Source organism: Streptomyces sp. NPDC001135, from assembly GCF_053598395.1.
Genome location: NZ_JBSFKD010000039.1, coordinates 60043 through 86254, shown reverse-complemented (window position 1 = coordinate 86254; position 26212 = coordinate 60043). Strand labels below are relative to the sequence as shown.

Genomic DNA, 26212 nt, shown 5'->3' with positions numbered 1-26212 from the left:
CCGGAGCCCAATCGACTACGAACAAGACCGCCAGGCCGACCCCACCGTGGAGTTGGCCGCTTGAAAGCTCTCCACGGCGCGAGGGGATTGACAGGATGACGAGCCGGCCGACGGTGGAGCCCGCGGCCGTCTGCAGGAGCCATTCACCCGGCTGTACGTCGAGTTCGCGCGTTACGAGGAGCAGCGCGGTCAACGGATTGACGGCGAGTTGGCAGGCGCTGGAGTCGCTCAGACGGTCGGGCACCGGCAGAAGCCTGTGTGTATCGGCCACGAGGTATTCCTGCCAGGTGCCGGCCACAGGGGGTCCGGGTACCGCAGGGACCGCAGCGGCCACCACGCGCTCACCGACCTTCAGCCCCTCGGTGTCCGGGCCCAGAGCCTCGATACGACCCACGCACTCCATGTTGCCCCCGACAGCGGGAAACGTCGGGGAGAAGCCGTAGCGGCCGCGCAGCACGTGCAGATCACTCGCGTGAACCGGGGTCGCCTTCACACGGATCAACGCCTGACCGGCTTTCGGCACGGGAATGGGCCGGGATTCCAGCCGCAGCACATCAGTGGGCGCGCCGGCCTCCACAGCTACGAGCGCGCGCATGGATCGAGGCATGAGTGGTCTTCCATCTCTCGTCGGGGCCCGAAGGGGCCGCCCAGGGCCTTTCGCCGCAGCACGAGTTCAGCTGGGTATCCGTCACTTCACGCTACCCCTGGCCTCAGGAAGGTTCTCGGCGGCGGACCCGCTCCGTTCCCCGAGGGGACATGGGACGTGGCGCATTCGTCGATGAGGGGCAATGGCACGGGGTCGAGAGGCTTCAGCGGAGCGGCGGCAAGGTGCCAGCGGGCCAGGCTGCGCGAACTGGCCCTTGGCTTACGGGAACTGTCGCACCGGCATCCAAACTGATGGCACGTGTTCACGGGGCTGCTGTACGGCGCAGTGACCGGAGCACTGCAACGGTGGAGCGCCCTCTCTTCAGCGTCGGCAGACCCGGACGGACGCGGCGATCGTCGGCGTGGAAAGCCACGTCGCACGGTCGGAGCCGCCCGCCCGGTATCTCCCGATCGCTGATCACGGCCTGATCGGCGATCTGCGCACGGCTGCCTTAGTGGGCACCGGCGGGACCCACGATCTACTGGCGTTCCTGGACCATGGCCGGTCGTCGATCCGGCATGCGTTCGTCCAGTACCAGGGCGGCGACGTGCCGGACGCTGTACTTCTGATGATGCCGCTGACCAGGTTCATCGCTCCCCACGACCCCGTATGGCTGTCCACCGTCGATGCCCTCGGCAACGAACTGGTCTCCGACTCCCTGGTCTGGCGTTACGACCTCAAGGCCGGCCCCGACGGCGTGAAGGGCGACGGGGGCACCCGGCCGCCTCGACGAAGCTCGACTGGGCTTCGAGTAGATGCTCACCTACGCCAACCATGTCGGCCTGTACGCCGAGGAGATCAGCCACACCGGCGAGCAACTGGGCGACTTCCCTCAGGCGTTTACGCACCTTTTCCTGATCAGTGCAGCATTCAACCACCACCGCGTCCTGGGCTGACGGCGGACCGGGGGGCGCCCCTCGGCAGTCACCGTGCGAGCCCCCAGTTCTCCACCCATGCTGGAGATGAGGGGGGTGAGACAACGGAGGAAGTGGTGACGATGCGGACCGTTGTCGATCTCACTCGCTGCCAGGGCTACGCCCAGTGCGTGTTCCTCGCGCCGGACGTGTTCGAGCTGCACGGCGAGGAAGGCCTGCTGTATGCCACGGCCGTGCCCGACGATCAGGAAGAACGCGTGCGCCAGGCCGCCGCGGCATGTCCCGTCCAGGCCATCCTCCTCGGGGAAGAGGTGAGCACCGGTGCCCGATGACCTCAAGGACGGCCGTATCGTCATCGTCGGCGCGTCGCTGGCCGGACTGCGGGCCGCGGAGGCCCTGCGTGAGGAGGGCTTCACCGGCTCACTGACCGTAGTCGGTGACGAGCCCCATGCGCCCTACGACCGGCCGCCCCTGTCCAAGCAGGTGCTGCTCGGGCAGGCGACGGCGGACACCACCGAGCTGCCGCAGCGCCGCGACCCCGAGGCCGAGTGGCGGATGGGCGTCCGCGCCACCGGCGTGGACCTGCTGGCCAAACGGGTGCTGCTGGAAGACGGCGAGTCGCTGCCGTACGACCGGCTCCTGATCGCTACCGGCACCCGGGCGCGGCCCTGGCCCAACCCTGAGGAAGCCGCCCTGGACGGGGTGTTCACCCTCCGCACGCGCGAGGACGGGAAGGGGCTGGCCGAGCGGCTGGCCGCCGGGCCGGAGCGGGTACTGGTGATCGGCGCCGGCTTCACCGGCTCGGAGATCGCTTCCGCCTGCCGTGAACTGGAGCTGCAGGTCACGGTCGCCGAACGCGGCCCCGCACCCCTGGTGGGCGCGCTCGGCGGCACGCTGTCGAAGCTCGCGGCCGTCATGCAGCGCAACCACGGCGTGGACCTGCGCACCGGGGTGACGGTCACCGCCCTGAACGGGAACGGCGCCTTCACCGGTGCGCAGCTGTCCGACGGCAGCCGTGTCGAGGCGGACCTGTGCGTCGTGGCGCTTGGGGCGGTCCGCAACGTGGAGTGGCTGGCGGACTCCGGGCTGGCTGCGGGCCCGCGCGGGATCGCCTGCGACGCAGGCTGCCGCGCCTTCAACATGTACGGGATCGTCACAGACGACGTCTTCGTGGCCGGCGACGTCTCCCGCTTTCCCCATCCGCTGTTCGGCTACCAGATGCTGTCCCTGGAGCACTGGGGGAACGCGGTGGAGCAGGCCGAGGTGGCGGCGCACAACATGGTCAACCCGGGACCGCTGCAGCGCCCGCATCTGTCCGTCCCCGTGTTCTGGTCGACCCAGTTCGGGCTCAACATCAAGTCGGTGGGCGTGCCCACCTACTCCGATCACGTCGTCATCGCGCAGGGTTCCCTGGAGGCGCGCCGGCTCGCCATGGTCTACGGCTACAGGGGCCGGGTCACCGCCGCCGTCACCGTCGACATGGCCAAGTCGCTCAACTACTACCGGCACCTGATCGAAACGGGCGCCCCGTTCCCGCCCCCGCCCGGCGCGGCCGACCGGGCGATCGCGGCCGACGTTCCGATCCCGTCCGACGTACCGGATCCTTCGGTGCTGTCCCACGGCCCGACCGTCGCGCTCACCGGTCACCTTCCCGACCGCCGGCTGACCGTGGTGTAGCCCACGTACCGCTCGACTACGAGGAGCCCTGATGGCCTCCGAGACCTTGCTGGAACGCATCACCGACTATGCCAGCCGCCCCAACCCCTACCCGCTGTACGCGGAACTCCGCGAGGCAGGTCCCGTGGTTCAGCAGGTTGACGGCACCTACCTGATCGGCACCTACCACGAGATCGCCGCCCTGCTCCACGACCCTCGGATGAGTGTCGATCCCCGTACCGGCGGCGGGGAAGCACAGCAGCTGCCGTTCCTGCGGCTCGACGACCCTGAACACCACAGACTGCGCACCCTGGCCATGCGGCCCTTCGGCCCGCCACACAGCCCCCGCCGCGTCGACGGCATGCGTGGCGAGATCGACCGGATCACCAAGGAACTGCTGGCGTCCTTCCAGGCGGGCGAGCAGATCGATCTCGTCGACGACTTCGCCTACCCGCTTCCCGTCACGGTCATCTGCCGCCTGCTCGGCGTGCCGCGCGAGGACGAGCCGCTGTTCCGGGCCTGGTCCGACGCCCTCGTCGCCGCCGCTGACGTCCGGCCCGGCGCGGACACCACCGAGACGAACAAGGCCGGCGACCAGGCCCGCATGGAGATGGGCGGGTACCTGCTGAACCTGGCCGAACAGCGCCGCGGCAAGCCGACCGACGACATGCTCTCGGCGTTCGTCAACGAGCCGGATCCCGCGCTGCGGCTCACCCAGCAGGAACTCGCGGAGACGGCCGTGCTCCTGCTCATCGCGGGTCATGAGACCACGGTCAACCTGATCACCAATGGGGTGCTCACCTTCCTGCGCCAGCCCGAACAGCTGGACCACCTGCGCCGTGAACCCGAGCTGCTGCCACGAGCCGTGGAGGAGCTGCTGCGCTACGAACCCCCGGTCCACATGCGCGAACGCATCCCGCGCGCCGACATGGACATCGCCGGCACCCCCGTCCCCCGAGGGGCGTCGGTCATCCTGGCGCTTGCGTCAGGCAACCGCGACCCCAAGCGGTTCCACGATCCCGACCGGTTCGACCCCACCCGGGCCGACAACCAGCACCTGGGCTTCGGCAGCGGCATCCATATCTGCTTCGGCGGACCCCTCGCCCGTCTGGAAGCGCAGGCCGCACTCGGCGCACTGCTCCCCCACCTCGGCACGGCACGCCTCGTGGAGGACCCGCCCCCGTATCGGCAGAACGCCATGCTCCGCGGCCCCCGGCATCTCCCGATCCACCTGTGAGGTCCGGCTGGCAACAAGGGCACCAGAGACTGCGGCACCTGGCACTGCGTTCGCGCGGCCATGTGCCGATTACCTTGGCCCTGCGGCCAGCTGAAATGTCGACATGGCACCTGCCCCGAGCGGTCCACGACTCTCTGCCAGGCAGCCGTCCCGTCGCGGCGATGAGTGCGGCCGTCGACACCGCGAAGCGGATCGCCTCGACGATGCCGGCCAAGAGCACAAGAAGGCAGTTGCCCTAGCACATGCAGGAGCATCTCAGCCATGGTCCCTGCGGCTTGGTTGCATGAGCGGTCTCCAGCCTGCACGACGCATGTTGCCGCACCTACATGACGCCCCATATGTCATATTTGCTCACGTAATCTCAAGGAAGGGCACCCTATGAAGATCGCAGTCATCGGCGGTACCGGGCTGATCGGATCGCAGGTCGTCACTGATCTGATCGCCGCCGGGCACGAGGCGGTACCCCACTCGAAGTCCACCGGGGTCGACGTCATCAGCGGCCGGGGACTGGATCAGGCGGTGGCGGGAGCCGACGTCGTCGTCAACCTGACGAACTCCCCGACCTTCGACGAAGCCTCCCCGGCCTTCTTCCGGACCTCGATGGACAACCTCCTGGCCGCGGCACACAAGAGCGGCGTCGGTCACTTCGTCATCCTCTCGATCGTCGGGGCGGACCAGGTGCCGGAGCTGGACTACTACAAGGCGAAGGTGCTCCAGGAGCAGATCCTCGCGGCCGGGCCGGTCCCCTACTCGATCGTCCGGGCGACACAGTTCATGGAGTTCATGGACGCCGTCATGTCCTGGACCGCCGACGGTGAGACTGTCCGGTTGCCCGCCACGCCAGTCCAGCCGATCGCCGCCAAGGACGTGGCCAACGCGGTGGCGCAGGTCGCCGCAGGCGCCCCGCTGAACAGCATTCGCAACATCGCCGGCCCCGAGATCTTCCCCCTGGACGAGCTGGGCCGCATCACCCTGTCCCACAAGGGCGACAACCGCACGGTCGTCACCGACCCCACCGCCGGCATGTTCGCCGCCGTCAAGGGCGACGTCCTCACCGACGAGCACGCCCACCTCGCCCCCACCCGCTACACCGACTGGCTCTCCTGACCCGCTCGCCCCCTCCGAGGTGCGCAGACCGGAAAGAGCCACCCTGTCGCCCACCTCGCCAACCGCCCGCCTCGCGCGCACAGCGTTGGACGCACCACTAATGGTGGGCGGACGGGGCTTTGCGTTTTCCGTCCACGAGTGGTCACACGGAGCAGATGAGGGAGGGAGAGGATCCTGGACGTCTATGAGGCGGTCACGAGCCGGCGAGCGGTTCGCGGATTCACCAGCCGGCAAGTACCGAGGACGGTGCTGGAGCGTGTGCTCTCCGCCGCGGCCTGGGCGCCGTCCGGGTCGAACCTCCAGCCGTGGCGTACCTATGTGCTGACCGGACGGCCGCTGGACGAGCTCAAGAGGCGCGCCGGCGAGCGCGTGGCCGCAGGCGACCCCTGGGACGAGCGGGAGTACGAGATGTACCCGGCCGCACTGAAGTCCCCGTACCACGAGCGCCGATCCGCCTTCGGCCATGAGCGCTACAGCGCACTCGGCATTGCGCGTGAGGACTGGGAGGCGCGCCAGCGGGCCGCTTCCGCGAACTGGGACTGTTTCGGCGCGCCCGCCGCCCTGTTCTGCTACATCGACCGCGACATGGGCCGACCCCAATGGTCCGACGTGGGAATGTATCTGCAGACCGTCATGCTGCTACTCCGCTCCGAAGGTCTGCATAGCTGCCCGCAGATGGCGTGGTCGGTGTATCGCAAGACCGTCGCGGGGATCCTGTCACCCCCGGACGAGCTCATCCTCTTCTGTGGCATGTCGATCGGGTTCGAGGACGTCACGGTGGACTACAGGCGTACGGGCCGGGCGCCGCTCGACGAGACCGTCACATTCGTCGATGGGTAGGATCAGCACGCTCCGTCCCTCGTCCCGCTGCACTCCCCTTGACGCCGACAGCAACAGCCCGGTCGGATCGGGCTGCGTTGCGGCAAGGACGAGTCAGGGAGGGCCGAGCCGTGCCGGACCACACGGTGAGGCCGAGCGACCTCTTGGCCGAGGACGAGGTGCAACTGTTGCGACGACCTCTCCTCGAATGGGGCCCTGCACGGTACAGCGACCAACGCGCAGCCGTTATGGGGTTCGCGGGCGCTCAGCATCTACTCGATCAGAGCCGTTTCCTTCGTCAGCGACCTCGCTGGTTCAGGTGTCGACTGGTCAAAGACAAAGGGACTGACTGACGAATCCCCCATCAGAACACTCCGGTTTATTTCAGCGGACGCTGGCCGCCACCGTGAGCTCCTACTACGGAAGGCGTCCGGCCGACTAGGAAGTGTTGCGAAAGTGCTGGTCACAGCCGATTGTGGACGGCTGTGACCAGCACTTTCGCGTGATTGCCCAGGTGAATAACCACCATCTCGCAGAGAGAAGTGCGCCGACGACTACTGACGGGGCGTTTCGACCGCCAGGGCGTCAAGGTGGGTGGCGACCCGCTGCAGCAGTTCCATCAACACTGTGTGCTCCTCGGACGAGAGGCACTCCATCATCCGAACCCTCAAGGCTCCGGACTGCTCGGCAACCCGCTGGTGCGCCCGTCGGCCCTCGCCGGTCAGCGCCACCGCGCCGTCGTCAGCCGTGTGTGCCCAGCCGCGCTCGATGAACCGGTCGACGTACGGGCGCATGGTTGGCTCGTCGGCGGACAGGAACGCGGCCATGGTCTCATCGAGTTCGGCGATGGTGATGGGGCCGTACGAGATGGTGTTCAGCACCTGCCACCCTCGCCGGTTCAGGCCGTCCGTGGCGAACAGCCGGCCAAGGCTCTCCTCGATCGCCCCGTCGATGTGCTTCAACCAGTAGCCGAGCGGGCGCTGCTCGCGGACGTTGGGCAGCTGAGTCAGGTCGGTCATGACAATCCCCCAATGCATGTCTTTTGACAACTATTGTAATCTAGCATGCATGTCGAAGAAGGAACAAGACAAGGCGATCGCCGACGTCGAACGGGCCATGGTGGCGATCCGCCGCAGCCAGACCCGCCGATCGCTGGGGCGGTTGACGCCAACCGACGGCGGCAAGCCGATCGACCCCACGCTGTTCAACGTGTTGGACGTCATCGAGGACCGCGACAAGCCGTGCTCCGTCTCGGACGTCGCCACCGCGCTGGGCGTTGATCAACCGAGAGCGAGCCGACTGGTGCTCCGCACCGTCGAGGAAGGGTGGCTGGACCGCAGGACCGACCCGTCCGACGCCCGGCGCACACTGCTCGCTCTGACCGACTCCGGGCGGGAACAGCTCGACCGCGCACACCGGTTCCGGCAGGAGATCTTCGCGCGCGTGATGGCGGACTGGCCGGACGCCGACCGGTCCGAGTTCGCCCGCCTCATCACCGCGTTCGTGACCTCGTTCGCCCAGGTGGTCCCCAACGCCGAATGAGCTCCTCGGCGGCCGGCGACATGAGTGCCGCAACAAAGCCGGCAAAGGCCGCCGCAGCGGCGAACGCACAGGCAAGTAGGCGCCGTAAACGCAGAGATGGGCTGTTCGCAGGATCCTCCCGAGCATGTGGGAGACGTCGGTGAGCGAGGGCGCTGCTTCACCATGGAGGTGGTCGCAGAGCCGAGCCGGGGGTGGCGGCCGGAAACCCCTGTTCCTGGCAGGTCGTGGTTCCGGCCGTCCGCTGCCGGGCCAGCAGGTGAGATTGGCGCCGGGGCCGACGCCGAGGAGCTGGGAGAAGCGCCGGTAGAGGTTGACGCGGTTCTGCGTCTGGGCGGGGTGGTGGCCGTCGCACTCAAGCCTGCCGTTGATGCTGCGGATCGTCTGGCCGAAGCCGGCGTCGCTGACCATGGCGTTGTGAGGGACGATCGTGCCTGCTCCGGTCTGGGTGTTCCAGAACCACAGAGCGGTCTTCCAGGAGATTGCGGGGTCGTTCCGGACCAGGTTGGGGTTGTGGAGCAGGTCGATGCCGAGCGCGTCGCCGGCGGCCTTGTAGTTGGTATTCCACTCAGCTGCAGCGGTCCGCGGCCGTAGTACGCGGCCTGACCGGCCGGGCACCCAGAGGGTGCGCTGCGGTCGCAGTAGGTGGAGTAGTGGGCGGTGTTCAGTTCCACCACGTAGACCAGGCCGCCCGTCTCGTGGCTGACGTGGGCCTGGGCCAGGAAGGCTGCGGCCTCTCGCTTCCTGACGGTGTCGCTGCCGGTGTTGGCGAAGCCGGGGGTAGGCGCGCAGGGCGTTGAGCAGGCCACTGTAGGTGTAGGAACCGTTCCTGTTCGGGAACATCTGGTTGAACTGGGCTCCACTCACCACGAAGCCGGAGATCTGCAGCCGGGTGCCGTTGGCAGAGTCGCCGCCTGTGACATCGAGACACTTGTTCGCCTTCGGGTTGACGATGTCGCCGGCGGAGGTGACGATCCACTTCTGGTTGGCTCCGCCGGTGCACTCCCACAGTTGGACAGTCGAGCCGTCGGCGGTGCCGCGGTCCGCCACGTCGAGGCACTTGCCGAGCGCCCGCAGGGTGCCGTCGCTGCCGACGGTCCACTGCTGGGCTGCGGTGCCGTTGCAGTCGTACAGCTGGACCGGTGTTCCGTTGGCGCTGTTGGCTCCGGCGGCGTCCACGCATTTTCCCGCGAGGCCGGTGATCGATCCGGCCGGATCGGCCGCCGCAGGCTGGCAGAGCAGGCCGGAGGCCACCACGGCCATCGCCAGCCCGGTGGCGCGCCGCACCAGCCCGAGGCTCCGAAGACGGGTGCTGTTCGTCGACATGCGGGAATTCGTTTCTGATGTGGTGTGAGGGGGGTGTGTGACACGGCTGTCAGGCAGGGCAGGGCCTGGCGGGTGCCTGGCTTCTGCGGAGCAGCCCGTCACGGGTCTGAAGGGTGCGCGTTGGCGCAGCACGGCGCGCGTCGCCGGTTCACCAGGGGGGATTGACCGGGTCCGCGATCCGCCGCCTTGGTCGGGCGCCGATGCCGGTGGTCTTCCTATCGCCGCATCAGACTGCGGTCGGCACCGCATGTGCTGCCATCAGCGACAAAGCCGGTGGGCAGAGTCCGCTGCCGGAATGTGCGACCGCCCGGCCTGACCGGTCTGCCTCGGGTGAGCCCGGGCGACGGCAGAGGGGCCGCCGCCGGGCGGAACGGCACCTCTGCCCCGTGGGTCACATGATCTGCGCCGGACTCAGGGGTAGTTGACCATGTAGGCCACGTTGTTCCTGGCAGTGACCTGGTTGCCGGTGTTGTCGATGACGTGGTTGATGGTGCCGGCGCCGCCCAGAACCGTGGTGACCATGCTGTGGAACTTCACCGTGGGCTTGGTGGGCACCTCGATGGCATGGCCCAGTACCACGGCGGGGTTGTCGCGGAGGTAGGCGTAGACGCCCACTCCCCATGCCTCGTGCGTGGTGACCGTGTCGGCGACCTTGTAGGAGGCGTGGCCGAGGTCGCCTCCGCCGGTGGTCCAGCTGGACTGGTCGGGCACGTCGTAGGGGGTCTCGCTCTGGTAGAAGTACGTGCGGCCGCCGTTGCCGTTCCAGGTGGTCTGGTACTTCTGGTAGTGCTCGACCGCCAGGCCGTACATGGTGACATTGTTGCCGTTGACGATCAGTCCGTTGGCGGCCGGGTTGGTCGTCCAGCCGACGCCGTTGGTGTGGTCCGCCCGCCACAGCCACAGGTCGTCGCCGATGACGTCGTTGCTGTTGATCACCAGTGTCTGGGTGGCCTTGCCGGCGATGTCGCCGCCGATGCGGAAGAACACGTCGTGCAGCACGATGGGGTCGGCGGTGTGAGCGGCGGTCGAGCCGGCCGGGCCGACCTGCATCAGCGTGTGGGAGTTGGTGGTGTTCGCGCTGATCAGCAGCCCGGCGATGTCGATGCCGTCGACATCGGCGGTCGTGATCGCGGTGACGCCGTTGTCCGGCACGAGCGTGGCCAGGCCCAGGCCGAGGACGACGGTGTCGGGCCGGGTGATGTTCAGCGGGGCGGACAGGTGGTAAACGCCCGGGGTGACGATCAGGTTCTTGCCCGCGGCGAGCGCGCTGTTGATCGTCGTGGCGGTGTCACCTGGCTTGACGATGTAGAACTGGCTGGTCGGCAGCGAGGTGCCCGGGGCCGTCCCGTTGACCCAGTCCGGGCCCTGCACATGCGTGCGCACCGACGGAACGAACACCTGCCAGTTGCCCGAGCCGTCGACGTAGATGAACGGCTTCTCGCGCATCACCGGGCTCTGGTCGACGGTGGTGTACTGCGGATTGGGGAAGCTGGTCGCAGGCGCGCCGGTGTCGCCGACGAAGACCATGTTCCAGTTGTGCCCGCTCCAGCCGCCGTCCATGGCGGTGTTCTGGGTGAGGAACTGCTGCTGCGTCCCGGAGTTGATCTGGCCGGAGACGCGGGAGTCGCCGATGTAGCCGCCGCTGGACCAGTTGGTGGTGGTGCCGTGGCTGTCGTCCCACAGCTTCATGCTGCCGTGTACGTCCATCCGCCGGAACGGGTCGGCCTGCGAGACGGCCCACATGGTGCTTCCCGAACTCGGGCTCACCGACATGTTCTCGACGTCACGCCAGAAGTTCTGGGTGGCGTTGCCGTCGCTGGTGTGCCCCTCGACATGCACGCCTCCGCCCGTGATCGACACCTGGTCCGGCGACAGGCCCAGCCCGGAGACCTGGGTGTAGTAGCCGACGGGAATGTCGACGTTGTACGTGCCCGGGGTGAACAGCAGGGCGTTGCGCTGGCTGCCGAACTCGTTGGTCTGCTGGGTGCTGTAGACCGAGTTGATCTTCGACTGGATGGTGGACATCGGCATCGACGGATCGAACACCGTGACGTTGGGGCCGAAGTCCGGTGCGTGGGGCGGCTGGTTGATACCGCCGGAGAGCGTGAAGGACTGGGCGGCGGTGCCATTGCAGGTGTACTGCTGCAACTGAACGCCGTCGGCGGCGGAGGCCGATGGCACGTCGAGGCACTTGCCGCTGTTGCGGTTGACGAAGTGGTACGTCCCGGAGGACTCGGCGACCGGCAGCCACTGCTGGTTGACGCCGCCCCCGTAGAGCCACAGCTGGGTCGGCGCCCCGTCGGCTGTGGAGACGTCGGTCTCGTCCCAGACCTGATCGGGCGCGGAGTCCACGCCGATCCGGTAGTAGCCGCTGTCGGTCGCGGTGAACCGCCAGGACTGGGCGTCGGTGCCGTTGCAGGTGTACTGCTGCACGGGGGTGCCGTTGCCGGTGGCAGCGGCACGCGCGTCAACACACTTGCCGCTGCCTGCGTTGACGACGGTGGTCGCAGTGGTGGGGATGGTGGCGGCGCCGGCGCTCGGTGCGGAGGCCAGCGCGATACCGGCGGCGGCCGGCAGCAGGACGGCGGTCGTGAGGGCTGCTGTGCGTCTGTGGTACCGGGGGGCGCGGACGAGCACGGCGAGAACGTCGGTCACACGTATCTCCTGAGTCGCGTGGGGGGGCGCGATGTTGATCGGACGTTAGGGCGCGGCCCGACCGGCCGTCAATACACACAAAAATTAAGCCGTGAATTATGCAGGATCGAGGGAAGATTGGAAGGGATGCACATCAACTGTCCCGATTCCTGCCGCAGTTACTGGGCGGCCTATGTCGCGAGGTACCGTGCCCTCGAACGCCGTACCGGCGTCGTCGCGCAGGCTGATGGCGGTCGGGGCGGCGCATCAGGCGCCATCCGTCGCGTCACCGGGTCAGGATCGTGTGCTCTTCGCAGGCACGCCGGGCTTCGACGGCACACCGGGGAGGGCATGCGTGTCACGCGGCGTCCCCGGCACGGCAGGGACAGCGGCACCGGTCGTCCCGTGATTGGCAACGTGCGAGGCGGTATGCGGGCCGGCGGCCGAGGCGGAGGCCGCGGCCCCCGGCGTCAGAACGCCGACCGCCACGGCGATCGCGATACCCCGGCGCTTCACGACGGTGAAGCGGGAGTGGTTCACAAGTGTCACCTTTCTCCGAGGGATCTGTACCCCGGCGAACCCTTGATCCGCCGGTGCACCCACCATGGCCTGCCGATGCTGAGTCCTCGCTGAAGCGGCTGAACACCCGCTGAAAGCCGCAGGAAGACAACCGGCGAGCCACCCGACTGCCGGCGGGCGTCAGGCCATCGCGTCGATGCCGAGCCCGACGGCGGCGGCCGTGGCCTTGGCGCGCAAGGAGTCCGACGTCACGGGCCTGGACTGTATGGGGCTCGCCCAGTGCTGTGCCAGGGAAGGATCGCCGGGTTGGCGGTTGGAACGGTCACGTCGCCGCTTCCTGGCATGCCCTGAAAAAAGTGGGGACTGCTGTCGATCCGGAGACATCCCGTTCGACGTCATGGTGTGCGGCGCCCAGCCACACGATGCCGGGACCTGAGGAGGAAACACGTGGATCAACTGCTGAGAGTCATGAACTTCAACGTCTCGAGTGACGGAATCGGTGCCGGTGAGCACCAGAGTCTCGAGCGACCGTTCGGCCACGACCATCCCGAGAGGTTGTTCGCCTGGGCCGGAGCCACGGCGAGCTGGCCCATGCGCACGGATCCTGGGGGGAACCGGGGCCTCGACGACTACTTCACGCGAGACTTCGCCCGCAACATCGGTGCCGAGATCATGGGCCGCAACAAGTTCGGGCCTCAGCGCGGGCCCTGGCAGGACCATGAGTGGCGCGGCTGGTGGGGGAAGGAGCCTCCGTTCCGCACGCCGGTGTTCGTCATGACTCACCACAAGCGCCCGTCGTTCACGCTCTCCGACACCACGTTCCACTTCGTCGACGGCGATCCGGCCACGGTCCTCGAACAGGCGCGGGAAGCGGCACAGGGCAAGGACGTCCGGCTCGGTGGAGGGGTCACCACCATCCGGCAGTTCCTTGCTGCTGACCTCGTCGACACCATGCATGTGGCGGTCTCGCCCGTGAAGCTCGGGTCCGGACTACCACTGTGGGACTCCCCCGACGAGCTGCTCGACCGGTTCTGCCTGGAGGTCGTGCCCAGCCGGAGCGGCGTGATGCACCACCTGTTCTGGCGAAGGTGACGCGGGGCCCACTCGGGTTCAGGCTGCGACTGCAAGGTGGCGTCCGCCCCGGCGGATGCCCTTCTCGATGATGTGGATCGGTGCGCCGTCGGGTTCGTGCGGCCGGGATCGAGTTCAGCGCGGCCAGGGTGTTGGCGGTGCCCTTGTGGCCGTGGTCGACGCCCACAGCCGGTCGTCACCACGGAGTATCCGCCGTGGACGCAAGTGACGCCGTGGGTGCGGCGATAGGTCGCGGGCAGGCGGTCGGGCTTGCCCCTCCTGATCGGTCGGTCTGGGCGCAGGGCCAGGCTCAGCCGACAGAGCCGCCGCGGTCCCCCCTGCGGCGCAGGTGGTGCGTATGCGGCGCTGTCGAGGCGGCGACGCAGGCCACAACGTCGTAGCTTCTTCTCCTGTGAAGGACGGGCGGGACGCACGTCGGCCTGTCCGGCGTGCACCGAACGTGCGTTCACGGCGAAGCAGACGAGCGAATGGGGTCGCCCATTCAGGTTGTCCCGGTGGATATGCGGTTCGACAGACGGGCGCCCCCTGCGGTCAGCTGCTTCCGCAGGACCGCTCAGGACCGCCCGTCGCAGGTCCCTCACCGCTCGCGCCCGCGAACGTTCTCCTCGTGCGCGCCCGTCCTGGCCGCCGGATACTCGATGCGGGCTCGATGCGGGCTCGATGCCTCCCAACCGCAGTCCGGGCGCTGAAGAACATCGACCTTCCTTCCCGGCCCCGATCGATGAGGAGATTGCGTCATGCGCTCCCAGAGGAATCTGCCGACTCCCCTCGCGAGGGTGGCGGCCGGCCTGCTGGCCGGGGTGGTGGGGACGGTGTGCCTGGATGCCGTCCATTACCTGAAGTACCGTCGCGCAGGGGGAACGGACAGCCCGCTCGCCTGGGAATTCGCGCCGGTCGAGAGCTGGGAGAAGGCCCCTGCTCCGGGGCAGGTGGCGAAGCGGGTGATCGAGGGCTTCACCCAGCGCCGGCTTCCTGATGGTTCTGCCTGGCTCACCAGCACCGCCGCGCACTGGGCCTACGGATCAGCGGCCGGCGCGGCCTACGGCCTCCTGGCCGGATCACTGCCCAGGCCCTCCCCCGTGTATGGCGTGGCTTTCGGTGCCGCAGTGTTCGCCGGTGACTACGTCACCTTGCCGATCGCAGGGCTCTACAAGCCGATCTGGCAGTACGACGCCAAGATCGTGGCCTGGGATCTGGGCGCGCACGTCGCCTACGGCACCGGTACCGCAATCACCTTCTGGCTGCTCAGCCGACTCGGTATCGGCGCCGTCGTCCAGAGACCGTAAGCCGCCTGCCAGCGACGGCTGATGCCCATGCGCGCCACGGCTCCCTGCTGATGGGTGTGTGGTTTGCTTCCGGACCGCCGCCCGAGCATCGTGAGCCCACGATCACACCTGTCGGTACGGAGCCCCGAAGGTGTTCGGCCAGGCCAGCCCGCCGAGCGCCTGCGCCCGACTCCCCGCCCAGGCCATCCTGGCCGTGGCCTCCCTCTGACAACTGGCCCCGGCGTGGACCGGGCCACCGTCTGCCGGATTCCCGGGCGCGGCCCGCGACCGGCCGTGCGAGTCTCGTCATAGCGGCATCTTGTTACGAGCGCAGGAAGTGTCGGTCATGGACATGAAACTCGAAGTCGTGGTGGTGCCGGTGTCCGACGTCGACCGGGCCAGGAGCTTTTACACGCGATTGGGCTGGAGGCTGGACGCGGACGTCGCCCCTGACGAGAACTTCCGGGTGGTACAGGTGACGCCGCCGGGCTCGCCGGCGTCGGTCATCTTCGGCACCTCGGTCACGTCCCAGACGCCGGGCTCGGCTCAGGGCATGCACCTGATCGTGGACGACATCAACGCAGCATACGATGAGTTGAAACGGCTCGGCGCCGAGCCGAGCGAGGTGTTCCACGACGCCGGCGGCGTCTTCCACCACGCCGGGACAGGGGCCCGGCTGCCGGGGCCGGATCCGCAGCGCACGAGCTACAGCTCGTTCCTGTCCTTCAGCGACCCGGACGGCAACGGCTGGCTTCTCCAGGAGGTCACGACCCGGCTCCCGGGACGCCTCGATCCCGCGACCACGACGTTCGCCTCGGCCGAGGACTTGGCGAGCGCGCTGCGCCGCGCCGCGGCCGCGCACGGGGAGCATGAGGCGAACATCGGTGCGGAGGACCCGAACTGGCCGGACTGGTACGCCCAGTACATGGTGAGTGAGCAGGCCGGGACCGAACTGCCGTCGTGACCGCACCGCCCTCAGGGCCGCGTCGTTCAGGTGATGTGTCCTGGTTGATCACATGATGCCGAGGGTGATCAGTGGACGGTTGGCGTCGCGGGTGTGGTGGCGGAGTCCAGCGGCGGTGTTCGTCTGGTTGCCGAGTCGGAGAGCGCCGATGGCCAGGTTGCGCAGGGTTGCCATGGCACGTGGAGCGGTGCCGGTGCGTACGCGGGAGGCGTCCTCGGCGTACGTGGTGTCCCTGACCAGGCCTCATGGAAGGGAATGAACTCCGGATGGGTTGAACCGGGATCCTTACTGTGCGCCAACGTACAGCGAACATCCCCTGCGTACCCAGGCATCATCCCCTGCGCACCCAGGCATTTTCGCCGCCCAAGCGGAGCCGACCTCCCCTCTTCGCGCGGGCCTGTGTCGGCCGTGGGGAACCCTGTGACAAGATCCGCTGGCATGTCATCTGTCATGTCGTCTGCCATGCCTTCGTTGCCTTCGTCGCCCACGGGCCCCTCAAGAACCGGTCGCCGTCTGCTGGTCGCCCTGCTCGCGCTGCTCGCGCTGCTCGCGACAGCGGGCTCCACCGTGGCCGAGGCCGGCACGCCGTCCGGCCCGGTGCCCGGCGCTGCGGTGAGGGCGGTGGCCGAACCCGCTACGCCCGACCGCCCCAGCTACGACGTGAAGCTGCGCGCCGACGCCGACGGCTCCCACTGGGCGGGCCGGCAGACGGTGTCCTTCCGCAACGCCTCCAGCCGGCCCCTGCGTGAGGTGTACATACGCCTGTGGGGCAATGGCGAGGACGGCTGCGGGACATCGGGAAGACCGTCCCCCGTCCGCGTCTCCCACGTGCGCGGCGGCACTCCGGGCCGCCCGAGCGTGAAGTGCACGGCGCTGCGCATCGCTCTGCCGAGGCCGCTCGCACGCGGCGAGCGGACGGCCGTCTCCTTCGACGTGGCCCTCACCGTGCCCGCACGCAACAACCGCTTCGGCCGCGAAGGCGCGTTCCGCTTCCTGGGCAACGCGCTGCCGGTCCTCGCCGTGCACGACGCGAGGGGGTGGCACCTCGATCCGTATGTGTCGTACGGCGAGAGCTTCTACACCCTGGCGAGCGACTTCCGGGTGCGCCTCGACCACCCGTCCGCCCTCAAGGTCCCGGCGACCGGCAGCACATGGACCCGCCCCGGCGGTACCGGGCGTACGGTCACCCACAGCGTCGCCAAGCGAGTGCGGGACTTCGCATGGGCGGCGGGCCCGTTCCGCACCGCGACCCAGACCTCGCCCGGCGGCGTGCGCGTGAAGTCGTACTGGTCGCCGAACACGCCCGCCGCCGGTGTCCGCCTCAACCGCAAGGACGGCGTCGCCGCCATCGACCGGTTCGGCAGGGAGTTCGGCCGCTATCCGTACGGCGAGATCGACCTCGTGATGACCCCCGGGTTCGCCGGCGGCATGGAGTACCCCGGCCTGGTCATCCTCGGCACCGAGGAGGAGGGCGGCGCCACCGTCCACGAGATCGCCCACCAGTGGTGGTACGGCATCGTGGGCAACGACGAGTACAACTCACCCTGGCTGGACGAGAGTTTCGCCCAGTACGCCAACGCGCGCTACTACCGCTGGGACGGGTTCGAGTGCTCGCCGGACGACTCCTGGCCGAGCGCCACCGCCGCGCTCACCAACTCGATGGCCTACTGGTCTACACACCGTGGCGAGTACTTCCAGGTCGTGTACGGGATCGGCCCCTGCGTCCTGGCCGACCTGGAGCACGTCCTCGGGGCCGGCACCATGGCGCGCCTCATCAAGAAGTACGCCCACGACCACTGGTACGGCGTCTCCACCACCGCCGGCTTCAAGAAGGCCGCACAGTCGATGACGCACAGGGACCTCGGCCCCTTCTGGCGGAAGCACCGCATCCGCTGAAGTCGCACTCCGCTCGCGGGTGACGGGCTTACCCCGTCGGCGCCACTGACGGTGACCGACGGGGTACGCGGGCAGGGCGGCGCGTTCCGGCGGTGCATCCGGGTTGATGGGGCTTCAGGAGCTGGGGCAGGACTGCGGGGGCTGACGCGGAGGCAGGCACGACTTCCGGTGATCATGAGGTGTCGAGTACCTGATCACCACGACGGAAGACCGTGCCTGCCCGCTCATCCTCGCTCATCCCGCGCCCTCTGGGCCCACTCGCCGACACCGCGCCGACCGTCCCCGATGGCCTCCCCGGCCTGCTGACCTGCCTGGCTCAGGTGCCCGATCCCCGCCGGGACCAGGGCCGACGCCACCCGCTCGCCTTCGTCCTCTCCCTGGCCGCGTGCGCGGTCCTGGCCGGAGCGAAGTCCCTGGCCGCGATCGCGGAGTGGGCCGCCGACGCCCCGCCCAACGTCCTGGCCCGGCTCGGTGGCCCCTGCCGGGAACCGGACCGCGGCCCCGTCGCCCCGGCCGAGGCCACCGTGCGCCGTGTCCTCCAACGCATCGACGGCGACGCGCTGGATACAGCCGTCGGAAGTTGGCTCGCCGGGCGCGAACGCGCCGCCGGCCAGGAGGAGAACGACAGCGACCGGCGGCCCCTGCCCTCCCTCGCCGTGGACGGCAAGACCGTGCGCGGTGCCCGGTGTGCGCAAGGACGGACCTAGGACGGATCTAGGACGGTAGTCCTTAGCCTAGATCATGATGTTCACCGACGTGATCGGTGGAACAAAGTCTGTGCACCCCATTCGGCAGGGGGCCGTATGACGCCCGGAAAGTGGCAACTGGACCGGCCTCGCGGGGGCTGGAGTCATCAGGGGGGAACACACTATGACCCGTTCGATCAAGGCGCTGGCCGCGCTCGCCATGGCTGGGGCATCCATCCTGGGTGTGACCTCTCAGGCGTCCGCCGACCCGAACCCGAACAACCACGGCTCCGAGCCGATGGTGATCCAGCTGGACACCCCATACCACGTGGGCGTCTACAAGTGCGCCGACGCGGGATGCGACAAGGTCGACGACGGCCTCGTCCTCTCGCGAGGCATGTCCATTTTGGCGGACTGCTGGGTGTCCGGCGGGAACGTCGGCAACATGGGCGACGTCTGGTACCGAACTTCGGCGTTCAAGGCGGCGGACGGCCCTTGGGGCTACCTTGCTCCGGTGGCCTGGACCTTCGCGCCGTTCGTGGACGGCGCATACAGGTTCCACTGGACGGACTTGCCGCACTGCTGATCCAGCCGTAGACACACAGCGGCCCCCCGTTCCCGGTGCGCGGGGCCTGGCATGGGCGCGGCACAGGGCCGCGCGCATCGGACGGGGAGACTGAAGAAGTTCAGAAGGACGCTGGGCATTGTCGCCGCGACCGCCGGGCTGGCCCTTACAGGCACCCTGGCTGCCGTCCCGGCCCACGCCGATACTGGCATCAACCTGTACACGAACTTCAGCCCCGGCGTGTGCCTGCGGCCGGACGGTAGCAACCTGGGCTCCACAGTGCATTTGCACTCCTGTGACGGCAGCAGCGACAAGTGGGAGGCGCAACCAGCAGTTCTACGGGGCGGACTTCTAGGGTTCGTCTTCAAAGGTCATCGGATATTGGGTCACGGTGGGGTGATACGCCGTCACGAACTCACCGATCATGAGTGGGAGTTACTCGTTCCACTCATACCGCGGGCTGCGACGGGCTGTCCGCGTGTGAAGGACCGGCAGGTCGTCAACGGGATGGTCTACAAGATCCGGGCCGGGGTCTCCTGGCGCGACCTGCTGGAACGCTATGGGCCGTGGAAGACGGTCTGCACCCGCTTCCGCCGCTGCGCGCTGGACGGCGTGTTCAAGCGAGCGCTCCAGGAGACCCAGGCACAAGCGGACGAGGCCGGCGGCATCGGCTGGCTCGTCCAGGTCGACTCCACCATCGTCCGTGTCCATCAGCATGCCGCTGCCACAGCGGCCCCGCGCATCGTTCCCGGCGCGCGGGGCCGCTCGCATGTTCTACACCCGGCTTCCGCTGGGCCCAGCCCTCCTGCCTCGACGCCCCGACGACCCGGCCGACAGCCGGCGCCAAACCCCGGAGGCGACAACAAGCCTGCACATGCGACAACTAAGAGCTGTCCCGTAAATGATCTACGGCATGCCGGTTGACCAGCGACGCTGCGCCTCGTCCGGCGAGGGTGAGGTTGTGCAGGAGGGCGATGCCGAGCACGTTGCGGTGAACGCCTTCGTCTTTGAGGCGGCAGTCGCGGAGGATCTTCCAGGGGACGACGGGGTGCCGTTGAGACTGCGTGTCAGCGGGGGATCCTCTGTCCCGCTTCTCGTTGGCACTTCTGAGCTCAGTGGGCGAAGGGCATCTGTTAGTCGAGGATCGCGGTGGCTTCGATCTCGACCAGATGGTCGGGGACGTCCAGGGCCGCGACACCCAGCAGCGTGGCCGGCGGGACCGGGGTGATGCCCAGCTTCGCGGCCGCCCGGGAGATGCCCTCCAGGAGTGGGGGACAAGTCCAAAGCCAGATGATCAAGGCAACGGCGGTAACGGTGCTTAGGAACGCCGCGGGGTGGCGGCCCAGATCCGAAGGCGCCCCCGGCCCGCGCAACACCATGCTTGGCGGAGCCAAAGGCACCTCCCCGTACGGCCCTTGGGAGATCCACCTCAGCCAACCTGCCCTGTCGGCCGCATCGTGATGTGGTTGATGTCCACGCCCGCGGGCTGGTTGACGGCGAACACAATCGTGTCCGCGATCTGCTCGGCGGTCATCGTGGCGGCTGCCTCGGGGGTGCCGCCGCGGGCGTGCCAGAAGGGGGTGTCCACGATGCCGGGGGCGACAACGGTGACGCCGACTCCGTCCTGGCCGACCAGGAGGCGGGTGTTCTCGGCGAGGGCGTGGGCGGCCCACTTGGTGACGGAGTAGAGGTTGCCAGGGGTGTGGCGGACGCCGGCGACCGAGCCGATGATCACGATTCGGCCCTTGGAGGCCCTCAGGTGGGGCAGGGTCTCCTGGATCAGCAGGGCGGGGCCCAGGACGTTGGTGAGGATCATGGCGCGCATGTCCTCAGGGGCGTGGGTCTCCAGGTTGCCGGGCAGGGAGAAACCAGCGTTGGCTATGACGTTGTCCAGCTGGCCCCAGGTGTCCAGCACGTGGCGGACGGCGGCGGCGACGTCATCCGCTTCGCTGGCGTCGCCGGTGATCGTCAGCAGCCGCTCGCCCGCCCCCGAGGTGGTGGCGAAGGAGGCCAGCTTGCCCGCGTCGCGTCCGGTGACGGCCACGCGGTGGCCCTGCTTGAGCAGGGCGCGGGCGGTGGCGGCGCCGATTCCGGTCGAGCCACCGGTGATCAGCGTGACGGGGTCCATGGGACAGCCTCCTCGGCGACGGGGTCATCGGGGCAAAGCGCCTGCACTATACCCAGCGATCTTCGACGCTCGCTCCTGGCTTTCTCCGACCGCTCCGCTCCTGTCTGCGGATCAGGAGTTAGGCAGTGCCCTGCCGATCAGTTGAGTGGTTGACAGGACTGTGGGACCTAGGGGTGATCTGACTGACACCCAGTGGGAACGACTTGAGCCGCACCTGCCAGTGAGCAACCGACGCTGCGGTCGATGGCGGGACCATCGGCAGGTCGTCAACGGAGTGCTGTACCGGATCCGGACAGGCGTGCAGTGGCGCGATCTGCCGGAACACTACGAGCCGTGGAAGACGGTGCACGAGCGGCATCGCCGCTGGTCAGCGGACGGCACCTGGGAGTTGCTCCTCCAGCGGGTCCAGGCCGAGGCTGACGCGGCCTGCGACATCGACTGGGATGTGTCCGTGGACTCGACCTCCGTTCGAGCCCACCAGCACGCGGCTGGCGCCCGGCTGGCGCCTGGCTGGCGCCTGGCTGGCGCCGCCACCGCGTCCCAAAGGGGGTTTGGCAAGGCGGTCGGGAACGCTCGGATCCGGGCGGAACTGATCGACCTCCTGGCGGAGGTGGTGCAGGAGGTGAGGCGCTCGGCCGCTCACGCGGCGGCTTCACCACCAAACCCCACCTGAGCGCGGACGGTCGCTGCCGCCCGCTGTCGATGCTCGTCACACCCGGGCAGCGGGCGGACTGCACCCAGTTCGAGCCGGTCATGGAACGGATCCGGGTGCCGCGCCTGGCTGCCGGTCGGCCCCGCACCACACCGGACAGCGTCAGCGCGGACAAGGGCTACAGCAATCGCCGTACCCGTGCCTACCTGCGGAAACGAGGCATTCGGCATGTCATCCCGGAGAAGGCCGACCAGGCGGCCGGTCGCCGCAGGCGCGGCAGCGCCGGTGGCCGGCCGCCCGGCTTCGACAAGGAGCGGTACAAGAAGCGCAATACCGTCGAGCGGACGATCAACCGGCTGAAGAACTTCCGCGCGGTGACCACCAGGTACGACAAACGCGCCTGTGTCGACCTCGGCACCGTCACTGCCGCGGCCCTCATGATGGGCAGACGTGCCCGGCTTGGCCTTGGCAGGTCTCGTGAGGCCGGGTCTGTCCTGAAGCTGTCTACGAGCCGTCGTGCGCGAGCCCGGTGGCGGCAGCCCGAGCGTCGGCGTCCGCATCCGCCGGTACGCCGGACAGTTCACGCACCGTGCGCAGCGGCGAGAGCAACACTGGTATGACGGCCAGGAGTTCGCTCGAAACACCGACCCACATCGCGGGCCGCACGCCGATGGCCTGCCCCAGCACACTGCCCGCGAGTGCGCCCAACGGCATGCCTCCCCAGACCACGAATCGGACCGACGCCGTCATCCGGCCGAGCAGCGGTCTGGGGCACAACTGCTGTCGGAACACGACCGAGTTGATCTTGAATGTCATGAACGCGACCCAGCCGAGGCCCTGGAGCACGACTCCGACCGCGAAACGCCAGTCGGACTGGAACATCGGCAGCGCCAGCATCCACAACACGCCGCTGACGGCCACCGAGAGGCACATCGCGGGACCCTGCCCGATGGCGGCGGCGATCCTCGTGGTCAGCATGCTGCCGAGCAGGCCGCCCACCGCCTCAGCGGTGAAGACCAGACCGCACAGGAACGGCGACAGCCCCAACTCGCCGTTGAGCAGCACCAGCATCATCGACGCGCCGATCATGGCGGCCAGGTTGGAGATCGCGGCGGTCAGGGTGATCGCCCGCAGCAGCGGGTCACCGAAGACGAACCGCAGCCCCTCGGCGATCTCGGACCGCAGGCCCGCCCCGGAGCGGCCCGCGGGTTCGCTCTCGCTGCTGCGGATTCGCGACAACAGGAGCGCCGAGGCCACGAAGCCGGCCGCGTCGACGACGACCGCCACCGGTGCCGTCAGTGCCCCGACCAGCACACCACCCACGCCCGGCCCGCCGGCCTGAGCGATGTTGCGGGTGGCCTCCAGCTTGACGTTGGCCTCCAGCAGCCGGCCGTCGCTGACGAGATGGGGCAGATAGCTCTGGTAGGCCACGTCGAAGAACACCGTGCACACCGAGATGCCGAAGGCGGCGACGTACAGCTGGCCCATCGTCAGCACGTCCAGTCGGTAGGCGACCGGGATCGAAGCGAGCAGGACCGCCCGGGTCAGAACGCAGGCGGTCATCACCGGACGGCGGCGGACGCGGTCCACCCAGGCGCCGGCGGGCAGGCCGATGACCAGGAAGGCCAGGTACTCGAAGACGGTCAGCAGGCCCGTCTGGAACGGTGTGGCGTCCAGCGGGCCGATGGCGACCAGCGGAAGGGCCACGAGCGTCACGGCGGCACCGGCCTGACTGACGGAGTCGGCGGTCCAGAACCTGCGGAAGTCGGAGTGGAAGAAGAGGCTGGAGCGGGACGGCCTGAGGCCGGACCGGCAGGATGGCGTCATGACGGGAAGGATCACCAGCGTGCTGCCGCAGCCGCCATTGTTTTAGCCTGGGCGAAAACGTGGGGGAACGGCGGGGGGAATCGGCGTGGGTGCCATGCGGTTCGGCGTGGATGACATCGTCAACGTCAGGTTTGCGATGTCACCGCTGTGGGAGACGCTCGCCAGCTACCGGGCAGTTCTGGACCCGGGCCTGCACGTGGTTCATCTGCCGTGGATCCGCTCGGCCTCGGCCTTGCTGCGGAATGCGAATCTGGCCGAACGGACCGCACCCCTCAAGTCGCTGGTTCGCACGCCACCGCCGCGCTGCCCGCTCGCCGAGATCGAGGAGGAACTGGCCTTCCTGCCCCCGGCCCCCGGGCTCGCGGACGCGGTACGGGCCTGGTGGGGAGCCGCGGTCCAGCCGTACTGGCCACGTATTCGTGCGGTACTGGAGGCGGACATCGCCCACCGGACACGGCAGTTGGCAGAAGACGGCATCCGGCAGGTCTTCGCCGACCTGAACCCGGCGCTGACCTGGTCCGGAGACACTCTGCTCTCGCCGGACCTGCCTGATTCCGCAGCCTGTCTGGGCGGCTCCGGGATCACCCTGGCGCCCACGGCGTTCGCGGTCGGCTGCCGATTCCTCACCGGGGACGGCGGGGCCCAGCCCGCCCTGATCTACCCGACCCGGGCCGTCGGCACCCTGTGGGAGCGGCGGGAGCCAGCCGGTGACAGCCTGGCCCGCCTCCTGGGCCGCAGCCGGGCGCGGCTGCTGGCCCTCACCAGCACGCCCACCACCACGACCCAGCTGGCCGCTCGCACGGGCCTGAGCCTGGGCGCGGTCTCCCAGCACCTCGCGGTCCTGCGCGAGGCCGGCCTGGTGACCAGCCACCGCTACCGGCGAGAGGTCAACTACACGGCGAGCGACCTCGCGATCGCCCTTCTGGAACGCGGCTGAGCCCCGCCGCAAGACTGGCCCCAAGAGGCTGAGCCGACGGGCAACGCCGCAGACAAGGCGTCCGGCCGCGCCCGTCTGCCTTCCTGACGTGCGCGGTTGCGGCGTCCGGCTTGCCCAGCCGGACGCCGCAAAGCCGCCGAGCCGCCTCGCACCTCCGCGGTTGAGAAGGTCTGTCACCAGCACCGGCCGTGCCTGAAGAAGCACGCGGAAAGGGGAGGTGACCACCCGATCCGGATGCCGCTGGTGGACGGCCTGCCGCCCACGCGGATCGTGCAGCGCGTTCTCCAGCACCACGCCGAGATCACGCGCATGGTCGCGGCCGGCCATCCGCTCAGTGACATCGCCCGCCGCCTCGGTCTCGACCGCAAGACGGTCCGCCGCTACCGCGACACCAGTCTCGACCACCTCCTCGACAGCGCCCGCGACCGCCGCCCCGAGAAGTTGGATGCCTTCAAGCCGTATCCGCAACAGCAGTACACCGCAGGCATCACCAACGGCCGCAGGCTGTTCCAGCACATCCGCGAACGCGGATACCGCGGCGGGTACTCGACACTCACCCCCTACCTCCGAACGCTGAAAGCCGGAACGGCCCCGGCTGCACCAGCGGAAATCCCAAGCCCGCGCCGGATCGCCTCCTGGATCATGGGCAACCGCGAGCGCCTCAGCGCCCAGGAGGTCGAGCACCTCGACCAGGCCCGCCTTGCCTGCCCGGACATTGCGCGAGCCTGCGACCTCGTCCGGGCCTTCACGGACCTCGTCCGCAACCGTCGAGGTCAGTTGCTGCCTGCCTGGATCCGCCAGGCCGAACAGTCCGACGTTCTCCCGGTCGCCAAGTTCGCCGCGTTCCTCCGCCAGGACTTCGACGCTGTCACCGCCGGGCTCACCCTCGAATGGAGCGCCGGCAAGGTCGAAGGCCATGTCAATCCTGTGAAAACGATCAAGAGAGCCGTGTACGGCCGAGCCGGCTTCCGACTGCTCCGGACCCGAATCCTCGCCCGTGTACAGCCCAGGGCCGGTCAGGGACTCCAGCCAGCCACCACCCGCTCGGCCACCGAGAAGTCGGTCCCGCAGTCAGGGCAGGCGGCCCGCCCGAACAGGTGACGGACGCCATGAGCCAGGCCCTCCTGACCGTCCTCCAAGGCCCGCGTGAACAACCTCCGCGGCAGCCCTTCCAGCTGCTGCCTGCGCGCCGGCTGGAGGGGTGACTTCTGCACTTCTTGCATCGCGTAGTCGTCGGTGCAGCAGAAGTAGTCGTCCTGTCCGATCACGACGAACATGTTGACGCCGCAAGAGGGGCAGTCGACCTCGTACTCCCCAGTCTGCAGGCCGTCCAAAGAGCGGTCCCAGATCTCGACGCCCTCGAAGGAGAGCAGGGCCTGCAGCAGGTTCACGTATTCCTCGGCCTCGGCCGTCTGGCTCAGGCGTCTATCGGTGAGGTCGTGCAGAATCGCGATCGGAACCGAGAAGACCGTCAGAGGGCTGTCGGGCTCGGACAACCCGGGCGAACAGGAAGCGATGGCCCCCGCAGCCGACAGCACCCCGCCCAGGGTCTCCGGGCTGGCCGCGGTCGCGATCTCGGCCAAGCGCGGGAGTGCCGCGAAGCTGGCGGTGAAGGCGGTGTCCAGCTGCGGACACAGGTGGTCCATCAGCTCGGACCACACACCTCTGGGATCGGCCTCGAACCGGTTCAAGAGAGCAGGCACGTGCCCTGCTGAACCGCACGCGTCGATGAGTTTCGACCAATCCGTCATGCGTTCATCCAACCAGGCGACTCCGGACGGGCCGCACCTGGCCGAGAGACTCCAAGATCCTTCACCGAATCGCGGCCAGGACCCAGAATTT

The 26212-nt window shown here is 68.6% G+C and carries 22 protein-coding genes and 5 pseudogenes; 17 read left to right on the top strand and 10 right to left on the bottom strand.

All coding sequences use genetic code 11. The features are described 5' to 3' along the window. The coding region (locus ACWC94_RS35360) for an alcohol dehydrogenase catalytic domain-containing protein (protein ID WP_450801365.1) at positions 1-595 on the bottom strand (595 nt) is incomplete at its 3' end. Positions 596-1101: 506 nt separating this feature from the next. On the opposite strand from ACWC94_RS35360, the pseudogene ACWC94_RS35355 reads away from it, so the two are divergent. The 6 genes and pseudogenes from ACWC94_RS35355 to ACWC94_RS35330 form a co-directional block, all read left to right on the top strand. After that, positions 1102-1542: pseudogene (locus ACWC94_RS35355) on the top strand (glycoside hydrolase family 15 protein); the annotation flags it as partial. Positions 1543-1643: 101 nt separating this feature from the next. Continuing rightward, positions 1644-1853 (top strand): ferredoxin, encoded by a 210-nt coding sequence (locus tag ACWC94_RS35350; RefSeq protein ID WP_351251742.1) that lies wholly within the window; start codon positions 1644-1646, stop codon positions 1851-1853. Next, positions 1843-3198, top strand: coding sequence for an NAD(P)/FAD-dependent oxidoreductase (locus ACWC94_RS35345; RefSeq protein ID WP_450801364.1), 1356 nt, complete (start codon positions 1843-1845; stop codon positions 3196-3198). The genes ACWC94_RS35350 and ACWC94_RS35345 overlap by 11 nt, the downstream gene beginning before the upstream one ends. 31 nt (positions 3199-3229) lie before the next feature. Continuing rightward, entirely contained in the window at positions 3230-4414 is a 1185-nt protein-coding gene (locus ACWC94_RS35340; protein ID WP_450801363.1) for a cytochrome P450, read from the top strand. A gap of 378 nt (positions 4415-4792) precedes the next feature. Then, on the top strand, positions 4793-5521 hold the full coding sequence (locus ACWC94_RS35335; protein WP_450801362.1) for an SDR family oxidoreductase: 729 nt from the start codon (positions 4793-4795) through the stop codon (positions 5519-5521). A gap of 174 nt (positions 5522-5695) precedes the next feature. Further along, positions 5696-6361 (top strand): nitroreductase, encoded by a 666-nt coding sequence (locus ACWC94_RS35330; protein ID WP_450801372.1) that lies wholly within the window; start codon positions 5696-5698, stop codon positions 6359-6361. Between the two features lie 533 nt (positions 6362-6894). Here the strand turns inward: ACWC94_RS35330 and ACWC94_RS35325 are convergent. Continuing rightward, the gene (locus tag ACWC94_RS35325; protein WP_450801361.1) at positions 6895-7359 is read right to left on the bottom strand and encodes a MarR family winged helix-turn-helix transcriptional regulator; all 465 of its coding nucleotides are present in this window, start codon (positions 7357-7359) and stop codon (positions 6895-6897) included. Positions 7360-7408: 49 nt separating this feature from the next. Here ACWC94_RS35325 and ACWC94_RS35320 point away from each other — a divergent pair, with 49 nt between their 5' ends. Next, positions 7409-7882, top strand: coding sequence for a MarR family winged helix-turn-helix transcriptional regulator (locus tag ACWC94_RS35320; protein ID WP_450801371.1), 474 nt, complete (start codon positions 7409-7411; stop codon positions 7880-7882). 252 nt (positions 7883-8134) lie between these two features. On the opposite strand, the pseudogene ACWC94_RS35315 reads toward ACWC94_RS35320, so the two are convergent. After that, positions 8135-9142 (bottom strand): annotated as a pseudogene (locus tag ACWC94_RS35315) (glycoside hydrolase family 19 protein); the annotation flags it as partial. A gap of 474 nt (positions 9143-9616) precedes the next feature. Beyond that, positions 9617-11860 carry an RICIN domain-containing protein gene (locus ACWC94_RS35310; protein ID WP_450801360.1) on the bottom strand — a complete coding sequence of 748 codons (2244 nt, stop codon included), beginning with the start codon at positions 11858-11860 and terminating at the stop codon, positions 9617-9619. A 945-nt stretch (positions 11861-12805) separates the two neighbouring features. Here ACWC94_RS35310 and ACWC94_RS35305 point away from each other — a divergent pair. The 3 genes from ACWC94_RS35305 (at position 12806) to ACWC94_RS35295 (ending at position 15679) form a co-directional block, all read left to right on the top strand. Further along, positions 12806-13450: a dihydrofolate reductase family protein gene (locus tag ACWC94_RS35305; RefSeq protein WP_450801359.1), complete on the top strand. Its 645-nt coding sequence runs from the start codon at positions 12806-12808 to the stop codon at positions 13448-13450. Between the two features lie 737 nt (positions 13451-14187). Beyond that, a complete protein-coding gene (locus tag ACWC94_RS35300) occupies positions 14188-14736 on the top strand; it encodes a hypothetical protein (RefSeq protein ID WP_450801358.1) in 549 nt (182 codons plus the stop codon). Positions 14737-15061: 325 nt separating this feature from the next. Continuing rightward, entirely contained in the window at positions 15062-15679 is a 618-nt protein-coding gene (locus ACWC94_RS35295) for a VOC family protein (protein ID WP_450801357.1), read from the top strand. A gap of 48 nt (positions 15680-15727) precedes the next feature. Here ACWC94_RS35295 and ACWC94_RS35290 read toward each other — a convergent pair whose 3' ends face one another. Further along, entirely contained in the window at positions 15728-15853 is a 126-nt protein-coding gene (locus ACWC94_RS35290; protein WP_450801356.1) for a hypothetical protein, read from the bottom strand. 288 nt (positions 15854-16141) lie between these two features. Between ACWC94_RS35290 and ACWC94_RS35285 the strand changes: the two genes are divergently transcribed. The 4 genes from ACWC94_RS35285 to ACWC94_RS35270 all read left to right on the top strand — a co-directional run bounded on the left by ACWC94_RS35285 (position 16142) and on the right by ACWC94_RS35270 (position 19750). Next, positions 16142-17575: a M1 family metallopeptidase gene (locus ACWC94_RS35285; protein WP_450801355.1), complete on the top strand. Its 1434-nt coding sequence runs from the start codon at positions 16142-16144 to the stop codon at positions 17573-17575. A gap of 212 nt (positions 17576-17787) precedes the next feature. After that, a complete protein-coding gene (locus ACWC94_RS35280; RefSeq protein ID WP_450801354.1) occupies positions 17788-18282 on the top strand; it encodes a transposase family protein in 495 nt (164 codons plus the stop codon). 163 nt (positions 18283-18445) lie between these two features. After that, positions 18446-18847, top strand: a complete 402-nt coding sequence (locus ACWC94_RS35275; protein ID WP_450801353.1) for a hypothetical protein — start codon at positions 18446-18448, stop codon at positions 18845-18847. Between the two features lie 51 nt (positions 18848-18898). Further along, entirely contained in the window at positions 18899-19750 is an 852-nt protein-coding gene (locus ACWC94_RS35270; RefSeq protein ID WP_450801352.1) for a transposase, read from the top strand. On the opposite strand, the pseudogene ACWC94_RS35265 reads toward ACWC94_RS35270, so the two are convergent. From ACWC94_RS35265 to ACWC94_RS35255, 3 genes and pseudogenes are all read right to left on the bottom strand, one after another. Next, positions 19710-19862 (bottom strand): annotated as a pseudogene (locus ACWC94_RS35265) (IS5/IS1182 family transposase); the annotation flags it as partial. The gene ACWC94_RS35270 and the pseudogene ACWC94_RS35265 overlap by 41 nt on opposite strands. A gap of 97 nt (positions 19863-19959) precedes the next feature. Beyond that, positions 19960-20100 (bottom strand): annotated as a pseudogene (locus ACWC94_RS35260) (RidA family protein); the annotation flags it as partial. Positions 20101-20255: 155 nt separating this feature from the next. Further along, positions 20256-20954, bottom strand: coding sequence for an SDR family oxidoreductase (locus tag ACWC94_RS35255; protein ID WP_450801351.1), 699 nt, complete (start codon positions 20952-20954; stop codon positions 20256-20258). A 160-nt stretch (positions 20955-21114) separates the two neighbouring features. On the opposite strand from ACWC94_RS35255, the pseudogene ACWC94_RS35250 reads away from it, so the two are divergent. Then, a pseudogene (locus tag ACWC94_RS35250) lies at positions 21115-22058 on the top strand (IS5 family transposase); the annotation flags it as partial. Positions 22059-22110: 52 nt separating this feature from the next. Here the strand turns inward: ACWC94_RS35250 and ACWC94_RS35245 are convergent. Beyond that, positions 22111-23433 carry an MFS transporter gene (locus tag ACWC94_RS35245; RefSeq protein ID WP_450801350.1) on the bottom strand — a complete coding sequence of 441 codons (1323 nt, stop codon included), beginning with the start codon at positions 23431-23433 and terminating at the stop codon, positions 22111-22113. Between the two features lie 94 nt (positions 23434-23527). On the opposite strand from ACWC94_RS35245, the gene ACWC94_RS35240 reads away from it, so the two are divergent. Together ACWC94_RS35240 and ACWC94_RS35235 are read left to right on the top strand one after the other, a co-directional pair. Further along, positions 23528-24370 carry an ArsR family transcriptional regulator gene (locus ACWC94_RS35240; RefSeq protein ID WP_450801370.1) on the top strand — a complete coding sequence of 281 codons (843 nt, stop codon included), beginning with the start codon at positions 23528-23530 and terminating at the stop codon, positions 24368-24370. A gap of 234 nt (positions 24371-24604) precedes the next feature. Then, on the top strand, positions 24605-25471 hold the full coding sequence (locus tag ACWC94_RS35235) for a transposase (protein ID WP_450801349.1): 867 nt from the start codon (positions 24605-24607) through the stop codon (positions 25469-25471). Here the strand turns inward: ACWC94_RS35235 and ACWC94_RS35230 are convergent. Next, the gene (locus tag ACWC94_RS35230) at positions 25387-26121 is read right to left on the bottom strand and encodes a hypothetical protein (protein WP_450801348.1); all 735 of its coding nucleotides are present in this window, start codon (positions 26119-26121) and stop codon (positions 25387-25389) included. The two genes, ACWC94_RS35235 and ACWC94_RS35230, sit on opposite strands and share 85 nt — an antisense overlap. Positions 26122-26212 lie beyond the last annotated feature (91 nt).

What these genes read in the sequence shown, in the direction of transcription:
- ACWC94_RS35350 (WP_351251742.1), top strand. Translation starts at nt 1,644, where the DNA reads ATGCGGACCGTTGTCGATCTCACTCGCTGCCAGGGCTACGCCCAGTGC.
- ACWC94_RS35340 (WP_450801363.1), top strand. Translation starts at nt 3,230, where the DNA reads ATGGCCTCCGAGACCTTGCTGGAACGCATCACCGACTATGCCAGCCGC.
- ACWC94_RS35335 (WP_450801362.1), top strand. Translation starts at nt 4,793, where the DNA reads ATGAAGATCGCAGTCATCGGCGGTACCGGGCTGATCGGATCGCAGGTC.
- ACWC94_RS35325 (WP_450801361.1), bottom strand. Translation starts at nt 7,359, where the DNA reads ATGACCGACCTGACTCAGCTGCCCAACGTCCGCGAGCAGCGCCCGCTC.
- ACWC94_RS35320 (WP_450801371.1), top strand. Translation starts at nt 7,409, where the DNA reads ATGTCGAAGAAGGAACAAGACAAGGCGATCGCCGACGTCGAACGGGCC.
- ACWC94_RS35300 (WP_450801358.1), top strand. Translation starts at nt 14,188, where the DNA reads ATGCGCTCCCAGAGGAATCTGCCGACTCCCCTCGCGAGGGTGGCGGCC.
- ACWC94_RS35295 (WP_450801357.1), top strand. Translation starts at nt 15,062, where the DNA reads ATGGACATGAAACTCGAAGTCGTGGTGGTGCCGGTGTCCGACGTCGAC.
- ACWC94_RS35290 (WP_450801356.1), bottom strand. Translation starts at nt 15,853, where the DNA reads ATGGCAACCCTGCGCAACCTGGCCATCGGCGCTCTCCGACTCGGCAAC.
- ACWC94_RS35285 (WP_450801355.1), top strand. Translation starts at nt 16,142, where the DNA reads ATGCCTTCGTTGCCTTCGTCGCCCACGGGCCCCTCAAGAACCGGTCGC.
- ACWC94_RS35275 (WP_450801353.1), top strand. Translation starts at nt 18,446, where the DNA reads ATGACCCGTTCGATCAAGGCGCTGGCCGCGCTCGCCATGGCTGGGGCA.
- ACWC94_RS35270 (WP_450801352.1), top strand. Translation starts at nt 18,899, where the DNA reads ATGGGCGCGGCACAGGGCCGCGCGCATCGGACGGGGAGACTGAAGAAG.
- ACWC94_RS35255 (WP_450801351.1), bottom strand. Translation starts at nt 20,954, where the DNA reads ATGGACCCCGTCACGCTGATCACCGGTGGCTCGACCGGAATCGGCGCC.
- ACWC94_RS35245 (WP_450801350.1), bottom strand. Translation starts at nt 23,433, where the DNA reads ATGACGCCATCCTGCCGGTCCGGCCTCAGGCCGTCCCGCTCCAGCCTC.
- ACWC94_RS35240 (WP_450801370.1), top strand. Translation starts at nt 23,528, where the DNA reads ATGCGGTTCGGCGTGGATGACATCGTCAACGTCAGGTTTGCGATGTCA.
- ACWC94_RS35235 (WP_450801349.1), top strand. Translation starts at nt 24,605, where the DNA reads ATGCCGCTGGTGGACGGCCTGCCGCCCACGCGGATCGTGCAGCGCGTT.
- ACWC94_RS35230 (WP_450801348.1), bottom strand. Translation starts at nt 26,121, where the DNA reads ATGACGGATTGGTCGAAACTCATCGACGCGTGCGGTTCAGCAGGGCAC.